The organism is Acinetobacter sp. AS23 (assembly GCF_023612055.1).
In the GTDB taxonomy this organism is placed as follows: domain Bacteria; phylum Pseudomonadota; class Gammaproteobacteria; order Pseudomonadales; family Moraxellaceae; genus Acinetobacter; species Acinetobacter oleivorans.
In genome coordinates, this window is sequence record NZ_CP082274.1 from 1,671,885 (window position 1) to 1,683,749 (window position 11,865).

An 11,865-nucleotide genomic window follows, 5' to 3' on the forward strand; every position below is an offset into this window, starting at 1 on the left:
GGGTTACATGCTCAGTCGTCAATTAGAAGTATCATTACGTTTGGCTGTTAGCATGGCTCGTCAAAAGAGACATGAGTTTCTTACAGTTGAACATTTATTATTAGCACTACTCGACAACGATTCAGCCGTGAATGCTTTAAAAGCATGTGGGGCTGATATAGTTTCTTTACGTAAAGAATTAGAAGAATATGTAGAACAACATACTCCTAAGCTTGGCGAAAATAGCGAGCAAGCGCCTCATCCAACAGAAAGTTTTGACCGCATTTTGCAACGTGCTATTTTCCACGTGCAATCAAGTGGCGGCGATCGTACTGTTGAAGGCGCAGATGTTTTGGTCGCAATGTATTCAGAGCGTGATTCTTTTGCTGTGTATTTGCTTAAACGTCATCAAATCAATCGATTGACATTGACTCAATACTTGTCTCATGGGACACGTAAAGATGAAGTGCAAGTTGAAGAAGAAGTTGAAGATATTGAGGGTGAAACTAGCGCGGGCAATGCAGGACCATTAGAGCTGTATACGCTGAACTTAAATGTTGAAGCGCAAAAAGGCAAAACTGATCCACTTATTGGCCGTGAAAAAGAAATTGAACGTACAGCTCAAATTCTGTGCCGCCGTCGCAAAAACAACCCATTGCTTGTCGGTGATCCGGGCGTTGGTAAAACCTCGATTGCTGAAGGTTTAGCATGGTTAATTGTGAATGGTAAGGCGCCTAAACCTTTAAGTCAGGCTGAAGTCTATAGCTTAGATATTGGTGCATTAGTTGCTGGGACCAAATATCGCGGTGACTTTGAAAAACGTTTAAAACAATTGCTTAATGCTTTGAAGAAAAATCCAAATGCGATTTTATTCATTGATGAAATTCATATGATCATTGGCGCAGGCTCAAGTATGGGCAGCACAATGGATGCTTCGAATTTGATCAAACCGGCTTTGGCTAATGGTACTTTACGTTGTATCGGTTCAACGACGTTCCAAGAATATCGTCAGGTTTTTGAAAAAGACCATGCGTTATCACGTCGTTTCCAGAAAATTGATGTCAATGAGCCAAGTATTGCTGAAACAATTGATATTTTGCGTGGCTTGAAATCTAAATTTGAAGATTTCCACCACGTACAATATGACGATAAGGCATTGGTATCAGCTGTAGAGCTTTCTGCTAAATTCATTAATGATCGTTTCTTGCCAGATAAGGCAATTGATGTGATTGACGAAGCTGGTGCTCAGCGTCGCTTGAAAGCTGAAAGCGATGATAGTTTGATTACGGTAGAGAATATCGAAGATATCGTTTCTAAGATTGCTCGTATTCCGCCTAAAACTGTCTCTAAAGATGATAAGTCAGTGCTTGAAAATCTTGAGCGTGATTTAAAACGCGTTGTGTTTGGTCAAGATGAGGCAATTACTGCTTTAGGCTCAGCGATCAAGTTATCTCGTGCTGGGTTGAAATCACCAGATAAGCCAGTAGGTAGTTTTGTTTTTGCTGGTCCAACAGGTGTGGGTAAAACCGAAGTGACTAAGCAACTTGCGAAGTTGTTAGGTGTTGAGCTTGTGCGTTTCGATATGTCTGAATATATGGAACGTCATGCAGTTTCACGTTTGATTGGTGCACCTCCGGGTTATGTGGGTTATGACCAAGGTGGGCTGTTAACTGATGCGATTCATAAGAACCCGCACTGTGTTTTATTGCTAGATGAAATTGAAAAAGCGCATCCAGATGTGTTTAATCTGTTGCTACAAATCATGGACCATGGTGCTTTAACGGATAACAACGGACGTAAGTCAGACTTTAGAAACGTTATTATTGTCCTGACTACGAATATTGGAGCAGAAAGTATTTCTCGTGCGAGTATTGGTTTTACTGAACAGGATCATAGTTCTGATAACCAAGAAGCAATGAAACGTGCTTTCTCACCAGAGTTCCGTAACCGTCTAGATAGTGTTATCCAATTTAAGTCATTACCAACAACTGTGATTGAGTCTGTGGTTGATAAATTCTTAACAGAATTACAAGCACAACTAGATGATAAACAAGTTGTACTTGATGTGGATCAAAGTGCTCGTGATTGGTTGGCAACAAATGGTTATGACCGCTTGATGGGTGCACGTCCAATGCAACGCCTCATTCAAGAACACTTGAAGAAACCACTAGCTGAAATGATTCTGTTTGGCGAACTTGCAGATCATGGTGGTAATGTGGCTGTATCAGTGAAAAATGAAGATGGCAAAGCTGTCGGCTTAAAACTTGAAGTTTTTGAAGATCATCATACGGCAGAACCAGCGTAACTTATGTTAATTGATAGTCTTGCTATAACCCGAATACTGAGTGTATTCGGGTTATTTATTATCACAGCAATTGCTGAAATTCTTGGTTGTTATTTCCCTTATCTGATTTTAAGAGAAGGCAAGTCTGCTTGGTTGTGGCTACCTACAGCTTTAAGTCTGGCTGTCTTTGTCTGGCTGCTGACTTTACATCCAGCGGCTTCTGGGCGCATTTATGCTGCATATGGCGGTATTTATATTTTTACTGCTCTCATGTGGTTGCGTTTTGTGGACCAGGTTGGATTAACAAGATGGGATATATTGGGTGGGCTAATCGTGCTGTGTGGAGCTGGCTTAATTATTTTACAACCACAAGGGCTGATTCGTTAACACAATGAATGAATCAAATCTTAAGCGTGAAAATAAGAAGTTTTTTCTAAAAAAAGACTTGTCAAAGCTCTCAACAATGCGTATTTTAGATTTAAGGAACATTTTTTAATATTTGAGATAAAGATGTTAAATCTATCTGTGAACACTAACGCTTACTATTACTTTTGGCAATTTAGATAGTTGCCTGAGCGTATTCGGGCATGAGAAAGTTGCCCATCACAGTTAATACCTGATCGGCAACCCCGATCAGGTTTTTTTATGCTTTATCTTTTTTGAATCGAGGAACTTAAAATGAACAACATGACTTATTCGTACTTTAGCAACTTTTATTGGTTTTACTTTTGCTTACCTTTACCAACGAATAGATCCAAAACGCTCAAATAAATGATCGGACTGAATAGATTGCAGTCCCAAGGAAAAACCAATGAATGCCCTAAATACTTTATTGACACAAAGCAATACAAAAGAAACACCAGTTAGTTTACCTGTCCAGTTAAAAGCAAAATATCCGCTTGCACACTCTTTCGTGCGTCAAATTGCCGAACATCGCCAAACTATTCAAAATATTCTTAACGGCAACGATCCTCGGTTAATGGTAATTACAGGGCCTTGTTCAATTCATGATCCGGTTGCAGTACTTGAATACGCTGAAAGATTGCAAAAATTACAAGAAAAAGTAAAAAATCAGATTTTTATCGTGATGCGTGCATATATTGAAAAACCTCGTACAACTGTGGGTTGGAAAGGTTTCATGTACGATCCAAATTTAGATGGCTCATCAAATTTACAACTTGGTTTAGAAAAGTCTCGCGAACTTTACCTGCAAATTATTGAAAAAGGTTTGCCCATTGCGAGTGAAATTTTAAGCCCAATGGCAACTGGTTATTTTGATGATTTATTGGCTTGGGGCGCAATTGGGGCTCGTACGAGTGAATCTCAGATTCACCGTGAAATCTCAAGCCACATGCCATACAGTATTGGTTTCAAGAATGGTACAGATGGTTCAATTCAGATTGCATTAGATGCAATTCAGTCAGCACAAAATGAGCATCAATTTTTAGGAATGAATCAACAAGGTTTGCCTTCAGTGATTCAGAGCGCTGGTAATCCATTACCACACTTGATTTTACGCGGAGCAAATCATGGGCCAAATTATGATTTAGCTTCAATTCAGGCGATACGAGAAAAACATAAACAAAATCTTCCTGCATTAGTCATTGACTGTAGTCATGGCAATAGCAGTAAAGATCCGTTGCGTCAGCCAGAAGTTTTACAGCAAATCGTTGCTGAACGTTTAAAAACCCAAGTAAAGGGTGTCATGATTGAAAGTCATTTGGTTGATGGTAGCCAAAAGATTTCATGTGATATGACTTATGGGCAGTCAGTAACTGATGGTTGTTTAGGTTGGGAAAAAACCGAGCAACTTTTGTTAAGTGTTTCTGAGCAATTAAAAGTGAAAGAGTTAGCTCACTCTGCTTAATCATTTGTCGACAAAAAGGGATCTGTGAACAGATCCCTTTATTATTTAAGAAGCATGTTTTAGTTCTGATAAGAATGTAGTAATTTCATGCCCAAATTTTTTCGGCTCGGTTAATAAGGGGGTATGGCCTGAGCGTTCAAAATATATTGCTTTTGCGTGTTCAACACTATGAGCAATAAGAGTCTGTCCGGTTTCTGGATAAAGTGTCGAGTTGCGACCAATAAAGAAGGTTGTCGGGCACTGTAATTGTTGAATGGCTTCACGATAATCTTCATTGTGATAAAGATAATTTTCGACATACCAAAACAAATAATCTAAACGCTGAATTGGTAATAAGTATTTTTGTAGAAAAGGCTGTTTTAGTGCTGTTTTAAAAACTAAAGGGCTAAAGGGATTGCTGCTTTGTAACTCAATAAAATCTACCCAAAGACGAACCAGTTCTTGTCGATCTGGAAGCGCTAATTCATAAAGATATTTGGCATTTTTGTGCTTTGATAATAATTGATAGATATCATTTAATAATTGTTTGAACTGGGGATGTAGAGGGCCGAATAGACCATATTCCCATGTTGAATCCACAGATATTTTTGGTGTTTGATCGATATGCAAATAGGCTTTTAATTGCTGTGCCAGATGAGCATGCTTCATACCATGCATGGCCGTTGTAGCACCCATTGAATAACCCATCAAGATAAAGTTATCGAGTTTTAATTGTTCTATTAAATGGGCGACATCTTGCCAGTGACTAGAAATTGCATCTTGTTCAGGGATTGCACAGTTCTTTGACCCCCCAAAACCACGCCAATCTGGAATGATAAACTCATAATCTTTACGGTTTGCATAAATAAAAGGAAGCCATTGCCAGCTTTGCATGCCAAGACCAGATAAAACCAAAACTGGTTCACCACGACCAACACGACGAACAAATAAATTTTCCCGATCGGGCATGGTGTAATATGGCATGACTATTCTCCGGCTACGCTATTTTGGGCAAAGCGTTTTAATTGAGGGATGACTTGTTCCAACCATTTAATCCATTCACTTTCCATCGTAATCCCAAGTTCTAAGATCATTTTGTGAATGTATAACACACGGTTATCTAGATCATCGTTGTCTTTAAAATCCTTATCATAAATACTTTGATAAAGTTTCAGTTTCTCTTGATGTAAACCAAGATGTCTTAACAGCTCAGGTAATATCTGATTATTGCTCAATTGTGCTTCAGCACGCAATCTAACCATTAAATCATCACGAAGCTGTGCGGGTTCACTTTGTTGTGTCATCCATGAAGCTAGTTCAATACGCCCCAATTGTTCAACTTGATAGGTTTTTTTCCGACTATTTTCCATTTCATTTTCTAACGTTGAAACCCAACCTTTTTTTAGCATGTGGTTGAGTTCACGATAAATTTGCTGATGGGTGGCATTCCAGAAAAAACCGATTGAACGATCAAACCGGCGGGCAAGTTCGAACCCTGTACTTGGTCGTTCAAGCAAACTGGTTAATAAAACATGAGGAAGTGACATAGCAATCCGGTTTGTAAGCAAAAGTAAAGTGTGACTGATGAGATTATGCAACATGTTGCATAAAAGTCAAAATTTGATTATAAATTAATGCAACAAGTTGCATTAGCAAGCTTATTGCTAGCCAAAGGAGAAAATATGTCAGCTTATCCGCATTTATTGAAGCCACTTGATTTAGGCTTTACTACTTTAAAAAACCGTGTGCTTATGGGGTCTATGCATATTGGTTTAGAAGAAGCACCACAAGGATATGAACGCATGGCTGCGTTTTATGCTGAGCGTGCAAAAGGTGATGTGGGTTTAATTGTAACTGGCGGTGTTTCTCCGAATGATGATGGTGTTGTATTTAGCCATGGTACGAAGTTAGATACAGTTGAAGAAGCTGAAAAACATAAAGTGATTACCCAAGCTGTTCATGAAGCTGGGGGTAAAATTGCTATGCAGATTTTACATACTGGACGTTATTCTTATCAGCCAAATAACGTTGCTCCCTCAGCAATTCAAGCACCGATTAACCCAATTAAGCCAAAAGCTTTAAGTTCTGCCGAAGTGCAGCAGACCATTGATGACTTTGCAAACTGCGCCAAACTTGCTCAGTATGCGGGTTATGATGGCGTGGAAATCATGGGTTCTGAAGGTTATTTAATTAATGAGTTCATTGCCGCGCGTACGAATCATCGGGATGATGAATGGGGCGGTAGTTACGAAAACCGTATTCGTTTTCCTATCGAAATTGTAAAACGTACACGGGCATTAGTAGGTGAAAACTTTATCATTATTTATCGTCTATCGATGCTTGATTTAGTTGAAGGTGGTTCAAGTATTGAAGAAGTGATTCAGCTTGCAAAAGAAATTGAAAAAGCAGGTGCAACTATTATTAATACAGGGATTGGCTGGCATGAAGCTCGTATCCCAACAATTGCGACCAAAGTTCCTCGTGCTGCGTTTACGTGGGTTACTGAAAAACTTAAAGGAGAAGTCTCTATTCCTTTAGTTACTTCTAACCGAATTAATACACCAGAAATGGCTGAACATGTGTTGGCATCAGGTCATGCTGATATGGTGTCTATGGCACGCCCAATGCTCGCTGATGCTGAGTTTGTTTTAAAAGCAAGTGAAGGCCGTAGTGATGAAATTAATACATGTATTGGCTGTAACCAAGCTTGTTTAGATCACATTTTCTCAATGAAAATTGCAACTTGTTTAGTGAACCCGCGTGCATGTTATGAAACTGAACTTATTTTTAAAGATGCACAAGTTCAAAAGAATATTGCTGTTATTGGGGCAGGACCTGCGGGTTTAAGTTTTGCTGTATATGCAGCTGACCGTGGTCATCAAGTTAAAATTTTTGAGGCTAGTCATCAAATTGGTGGCCAATTTAATATTGCAAAGACTGTTCCTGGAAAAGAAGAGTTCTATGAAACCTTACGCTACTTTGCTCGCCAAATTGAGTTACGACCAAACATTGAATTAATTTTGAATCATAAAGCAACTTATGAAGAGTTGAGCCAAGCAAGTTTTGATGAAATTGTGGTCGCAACTGGTGTAACGCCTCGTCAATTACAGTTTGAAGGTATTGATCATTCTAAAGTACTTAGCTACTTACAAGTCTTAAAAGAACGTGTGCCAGTGGGACAACGTGTAGCCATTATTGGGGCAGGTGGTATTGGTTTTGATACGGCTGAATATCTCACTCACGAAGGTGAAAGTGGCAGTTTAAACCCAGAAAAGTTTTATGAAGAATGGGGAATTGACACTCAATATGAGCATGTAGGTGGCTTAAAACAGCCAAAAGTTGAGACTTCTGAACGAGAAATCTATTTACTGCAACGTAAGACTGCTGTTGTCGGTGCAGGTTTAGGTAAAACTACAGGATGGATTCATCGTGCAGGCCTTAAAAATCGCCAAGTTAAAATGCTTGCAGGCGTTCAATACAACAAAGTAGATGATCAGGGCTTACATATCAGTATAGATGGGCAACCAAGGGTGCTTGAAGTCGATCATGTTGTGATTTGTGCGGGTCAAGAATCTTTCACTGCAATGTATGACCAATTAAAAACAGATGGAAAAAATGTTCATTTAATTGGTGGTGCTAAAGAAGCGGGAGAGCTAGATGCAAAACGAGCAATACGTCAAGGTGCTGAACTAGCAGCAGTACTATAAATTCTGTGGGGCATTTCTTTATATAGAAATGCCCCTTACTTCATTAGTTAAATTACGGGATAAAATAACAATGACACTTGAAATTACAAAACAGTCTTTAGAAAAATGGCATCACATGATTCAGGCAGGTAACTTGTCTGATCTAAATGATTTACTGGCAGATGATGTGGTTTTTCGTTCACCAGTTGCCTATAAACCTTATGAAGGAAAGCAGGTCGTTTTCTTCATTCTTACCAATGTCATTCAAGTGTTCGAAAACTTCACTTATCATCGTGAGTTTTATACAGAAGATGGCGAGAATGTAGTGCTTGAGTTCAGTGCTAATGTCAGTGGTAAATCATTAAAAGGTATTGATATGATTCGTTTTAATGAACAAGGCAAAATTGTTGATTTTGAAGTAATGATTCGTCCAATGAGTGGCTTAGCTGCGCTGGCTGAACAAATGGGTATAAGAATTGCCAAGTTTCAACCACAATAATTTTAGTAAATAGCCTAAGTAAGATAGAGACTAATAGAATGTGGTTAAAACTTTCAACTTTAGCATTGTTACCTGTAATTTTTGTGCAGGGAACAAAGGTTCGTAAGAATACACCACGCTTGCTAGAAGCCAGTGGTGAAAGAGAAGGCATTGTTGGTAAGGGCAGACCATTGTCTCTACTTATTTTAGGAGACTCTGCCGCAGCGGGAGTTGGCGTTGAAACACAACAAGATGCTTTATCTGGCGCAATTATTTCTGAGTTACAAGATCAATATTTGATAAATTGGAAACTTTATGCAAAAACAGGTGATACTACTAAGCAGGTTTTTCAAGCTTTACAGTATTTAGAGCCGCAAAATTATGATGTTGTTGTTACATCTATTGGCGTTAATGATGTGACAAAATTAACGTCAGCAAATTCATGGATAAAACAACAAAAGCAATTATTTGAATATATACAAGCACGTTTTCAGCCTAAACTCATTATTGTTTCAGGCGTTCCGCCCATGCAACATTTTCCAGCTTTACCCAATCCATTGGCTTGGTTGTTTGGAAAATACGCGGAGCAAATGGATCAAGTGTTATATAACTGGGTAGAAGCACAAAACCAATTTAGATTCATTCAATATGATATTGAAAGTTTTCAAGCTTTGAATCTGCCTATGGCAAGTGATGGCTTTCATCCAAGCAAAGAAATTTATGCAATTTGGGGACAGCAGGTTGCAGCATTAGTGCGGCAATCATTTAACTCGTAATCAGAGGTCGTGATTGGATATGGGCATATCTACTTTAAATAAAATTAAAGCTTTCGGTTCAGAATTGTTTGACTCAGTACTCGGTGCTGAACAGCCAAAAATCTATTATGACCCACAAGGGAAAATTAAAGATATTTTGGATAAGTTGCCCCAACTTAAGCAGAAATATCGTCCTACACCATGGTTAACTAACAATCATGTCCATCTTTTATATTTCGATATTATTAGAAAAAAAACCATCAAGCTTGAATATGACCGTATTGAGCAACTCAGCATGAAAGATGGTGGCGTAACTGCAATTGCATGGTATGGCTATAATCTTCCGAAAGATACTCCTACCGTTGTTATCATGCACACCATTACAGGGACACCTGAAAGTATGCGTGAATTGGTGAGAGATATTCATCAATATACGGGATGGAGAATAGCACTATGCTTACGCCGTGGGCATGCGGGTTTACCTATGCCTGTACCACAGATTTCTCTTTTCGGATCAACAAGTGATCTTAAAGAGCAGCTTTCGCATATTCAAAGTTTGTTTCCTGAATCGGATTTGTACGCAGTCGGTTCTTCTGCTGGCACAGGATTGTTAGTTCGTTATTTGGGTGAGCAAGGCTCTGACACACCATTTAAAGCTGCTTTTGCAATGTGTCCAGGCTACAACACTGAGATTGGTTTTAAAAATGTTCACCCGTTTTATAGCAAAATGATGACCAAAAAGTTATTCAAATATTTTATTCATCCTTATCAAAGTACTTGGAATCAGGTTGCTTCTTTAGAAAAAGTTCTTGCAACGACTAGTCTCGAAGAGTTTGAAAAAGAATACTTTGAAATGGCAGGTTTTCAGGACTATCAAAGTTATTGTCAGGCAATTAATCCAATTTATGTATTTGAAAATGTCAAAATTCCATTAATGATTCTTAATGCTGAAGATGATCCAGTATGTTCTATTAAAAATTTAGAGCCGTATAAAGAAACTATTCAGCAAATGAGTAATATTGCAGTGGTAACCACTAAAAAGGGAAGTCATTGTGGTTTTTACGAAGGTTGGAAAAGTACTTCATGGGCAGCCAAATTAATATCGAATTATTTTATGGTTGATCATAAGCAGTGATTATGTTGCCGTAATTGGTTCAATAAAGCCCATTCAATAGATGGGCTTTATTGTTTTATCGGATCAGGATAAAAGTAATTTTGAATTTTTTAGTCCAATTTTGATTTTAGTACTGGCAACCAGATCTTTTTCGTCAGTTTGGTTAGGATGAAAGTCAAAGCGATAATAGTCAAAAAATTTCGGAGTTAGAACTTTATATTGTGTTGTCATAAAACCAAGAAACTTACGCCAAGATTGAAAATTAAGAAGTTGACGATCCCGTTTCATAAGAACGAATTGATAGATTGTTGAGAAGCCAGTAATTAAAAATAAACTTAAAGTAAAGACGGTGATACGTGGGAGATATGCGCTTAGCCCACTTCCATATAAGTGTTCATAAAGATCAAAGGCTACAGCTTTATGCTCAGTTTCTTCAATACTATGCCATAACCATAAGTTACGAATCGTTGAGTCTGTCATCAGTTCATTAACAGACTGCATCATGCTTACTACAAGTACAGCGGTGTAGTGTTCAAGGCCTACCGTTACAAGTAGGTTCCATTTCTTACTAAAAACTTTTTCAATACTCTTTAAAACAATACCCGTTACTTTTTCTAAAGATTCTGGATCTAAACCATGTTGTTGTGCACTCACATGAAAAGCATGATGTTCTTTAGAATGCATTGCTTCTTGACCAATAAAAGCACTAATTTCACGATCTAGAAGTTCATTCGACTTTGCTTTTGCGCGTAATGCTCGAACTGAACGAACAAAATATGATTCACCCTCGGGGAACAATGTAGATAAACCCGTAAAATAATGTGTAAAAGTGGGTTCATTATTACACCAATAGCGAGGTACATTTTCAAAATTATAGTCCATACGACGGACTGGAAATGAGGCAGGCAAGCGATTTGATACGGTATTCATTTTAAGCTCCAATCTTCTTTTAATTAAAGTTCCAAAAAGGAACTTGATTAAAAATTACATCTCGGAATAGGGAGCGTCAATGTTTTTTGAAGTAAAAGAAGTAGGTTGTCCTGAATTGATATCTAGGGAAACTTTAAAGACAAATTGGAATAAAAAAGTGAAACTAATGAGTGAATTGATAATTTTAATAATATTTAAAAAGCCCAAATCAAGTGTTTAATTTGGGCATATTCATACGATAACTTAGTTTTTAAGCGCTGGCGTAGCAGCAGCAATTGCAGCGGCAACAGCATCATCTTCAGTTTGAGATGGTTCTGCTGGCTTAGCAGGTTTAGACTGAGCTTTCTCAGGCTTTGGCTCTGCTTTTGGCTCAGGTTTAGGTTCTGGCTTAGGCTTCGGCTCTGCTTTAGGTTGTTCAGAAACAGTTGTTTGTGAATTTTGCTCAGAATGGGCAGGACGAGTTTCACGGCGAATTTCAGTTGTAGTATTCGCTGTTTCTTCGTGATGAACTTCAACTTGCGTTGGTTCCTGAGTTTGAGCTTCTTCAGTTTTAACACTTTCTAAAGATTCAAATTTTGCAGGTTCAGCAGGTTTAGGTTCTGAAACAGCAGTTTCAACCTTTTCTTGCTCTTCTTCTGGTGTTTCTTTTTTAACGCATGCGGTTAACAATAGTCCAGCCGCAATAGCAGCACAGATTAAAAGTTTTTTATTTGCCATTGTCCTAAACAACATTTAATTGAGGAGCTCGCATTATAACAGCAAAAGAGAATGAAAAAATCATGTGAGATTGACC

The 11,865-nt window shown here is 38.3% G+C and carries 11 protein-coding genes; 7 read left to right on the forward strand and 4 right to left on the reverse strand.

What is annotated here, in order from left to right; translation table 11 throughout:
- Positions 1-7 precede the first annotated feature (7 nt).
- The 3 genes from clpA to K6I41_RS07845 all read left to right on the forward strand — a co-directional run bounded on the left by clpA (position 8) and on the right by K6I41_RS07845 (position 4,130).
- Positions 8-2,284, forward strand: coding sequence for an ATP-dependent Clp protease ATP-binding subunit ClpA (clpA, locus tag K6I41_RS07835; protein WP_005306114.1), 2,277 nt, complete (start codon positions 8-10; stop codon positions 2,282-2,284).
- A 3-nt stretch (positions 2,285-2,287) separates the two neighbouring features.
- Positions 2,288-2,650 carry a YnfA family protein gene (locus tag K6I41_RS07840; protein WP_005306112.1) on the forward strand — a complete coding sequence of 121 codons (363 nt, stop codon included), beginning with the start codon at positions 2,288-2,290 and terminating at the stop codon, positions 2,648-2,650.
- A gap of 424 nt (positions 2,651-3,074) precedes the next feature.
- A complete protein-coding gene (locus K6I41_RS07845; RefSeq protein WP_250375558.1) occupies positions 3,075-4,130 on the forward strand; it encodes a 3-deoxy-7-phosphoheptulonate synthase in 1,056 nt (351 codons plus the stop codon).
- A 45-nt stretch (positions 4,131-4,175) separates the two neighbouring features.
- Here K6I41_RS07845 and K6I41_RS07850 read toward each other — a convergent pair whose 3' ends face one another.
- Both K6I41_RS07850 and K6I41_RS07855 read right to left on the reverse strand, forming a co-directional pair.
- Positions 4,176-5,093 carry an alpha/beta fold hydrolase gene (locus K6I41_RS07850; RefSeq protein WP_111854097.1) on the reverse strand — a complete coding sequence of 306 codons (918 nt, stop codon included), beginning with the start codon at positions 5,091-5,093 and terminating at the stop codon, positions 4,176-4,178.
- Positions 5,094-5,095: 2 nt separating this feature from the next.
- A complete protein-coding gene (locus tag K6I41_RS07855) occupies positions 5,096-5,656 on the reverse strand; it encodes a PadR family transcriptional regulator (protein WP_192835690.1) in 561 nt (186 codons plus the stop codon).
- A gap of 135 nt (positions 5,657-5,791) precedes the next feature.
- Between K6I41_RS07855 and K6I41_RS07860 the strand changes: the two genes are divergently transcribed.
- From K6I41_RS07860 to K6I41_RS07875, 4 genes are all read left to right on the forward strand, one after another.
- Positions 5,792-7,816: an NADPH-dependent 2,4-dienoyl-CoA reductase gene (locus K6I41_RS07860; RefSeq protein WP_250375559.1), complete on the forward strand. Its 2,025-nt coding sequence runs from the start codon at positions 5,792-5,794 to the stop codon at positions 7,814-7,816.
- 70 nt (positions 7,817-7,886) lie between these two features.
- On the forward strand, positions 7,887-8,294 hold the full coding sequence (locus K6I41_RS07865) for a nuclear transport factor 2 family protein (protein WP_250375560.1): 408 nt from the start codon (positions 7,887-7,889) through the stop codon (positions 8,292-8,294).
- A gap of 38 nt (positions 8,295-8,332) precedes the next feature.
- On the forward strand, positions 8,333-9,049 hold the full coding sequence (locus K6I41_RS07870; protein ID WP_250375561.1) for an SGNH/GDSL hydrolase family protein: 717 nt from the start codon (positions 8,333-8,335) through the stop codon (positions 9,047-9,049).
- Between the two features lie 19 nt (positions 9,050-9,068).
- Entirely contained in the window at positions 9,069-10,163 is a 1,095-nt protein-coding gene (locus tag K6I41_RS07875; RefSeq protein ID WP_250375562.1) for a YheT family hydrolase, read from the forward strand.
- 63 nt (positions 10,164-10,226) lie between these two features.
- Here K6I41_RS07875 and K6I41_RS07880 read toward each other — a convergent pair whose 3' ends face one another.
- Both K6I41_RS07880 and K6I41_RS07885 read right to left on the reverse strand, forming a co-directional pair.
- Positions 10,227-11,072 (reverse strand): metal-dependent hydrolase, encoded by an 846-nt coding sequence (locus K6I41_RS07880; protein ID WP_250375563.1) that lies wholly within the window; start codon positions 11,070-11,072, stop codon positions 10,227-10,229.
- 243 nt (positions 11,073-11,315) lie between these two features.
- Positions 11,316-11,789 (reverse strand): hypothetical protein, encoded by a 474-nt coding sequence (locus K6I41_RS07885; protein WP_013197658.1) that lies wholly within the window; start codon positions 11,787-11,789, stop codon positions 11,316-11,318.
- Positions 11,790-11,865 lie beyond the last annotated feature (76 nt).

Coding starts and splice junctions, on each gene's coding strand:
- K6I41_RS07845 (WP_250375558.1), top strand. CDS start 3,075: ATGAATGCCCTAAATACTTTATTGACACAAAGCAATACAAAAGAAACA.
- K6I41_RS07885 (WP_013197658.1), bottom strand. CDS start 11,789: ATGGCAAATAAAAAACTTTTAATCTGTGCTGCTATTGCGGCTGGACTA.
- K6I41_RS07860 (WP_250375559.1), top strand. CDS start 5,792: ATGTCAGCTTATCCGCATTTATTGAAGCCACTTGATTTAGGCTTTACT.
- K6I41_RS07840 (WP_005306112.1), top strand. CDS start 2,288: ATGTTAATTGATAGTCTTGCTATAACCCGAATACTGAGTGTATTCGGG.
- K6I41_RS07855 (WP_192835690.1), bottom strand. CDS start 5,656: ATGTCACTTCCTCATGTTTTATTAACCAGTTTGCTTGAACGACCAAGT.
- clpA (WP_005306114.1), top strand. CDS start 8: ATGCTCAGTCGTCAATTAGAAGTATCATTACGTTTGGCTGTTAGCATG.
- K6I41_RS07850 (WP_111854097.1), bottom strand. CDS start 5,093: ATGCCATATTACACCATGCCCGATCGGGAAAATTTATTTGTTCGTCGT.
- K6I41_RS07865 (WP_250375560.1), top strand. CDS start 7,887: ATGACACTTGAAATTACAAAACAGTCTTTAGAAAAATGGCATCACATG.
- K6I41_RS07875 (WP_250375562.1), top strand. CDS start 9,069: ATGGGCATATCTACTTTAAATAAAATTAAAGCTTTCGGTTCAGAATTG.
- K6I41_RS07880 (WP_250375563.1), bottom strand. CDS start 11,072: ATGAATACCGTATCAAATCGCTTGCCTGCCTCATTTCCAGTCCGTCGT.
- K6I41_RS07870 (WP_250375561.1), top strand. CDS start 8,333: ATGTGGTTAAAACTTTCAACTTTAGCATTGTTACCTGTAATTTTTGTG.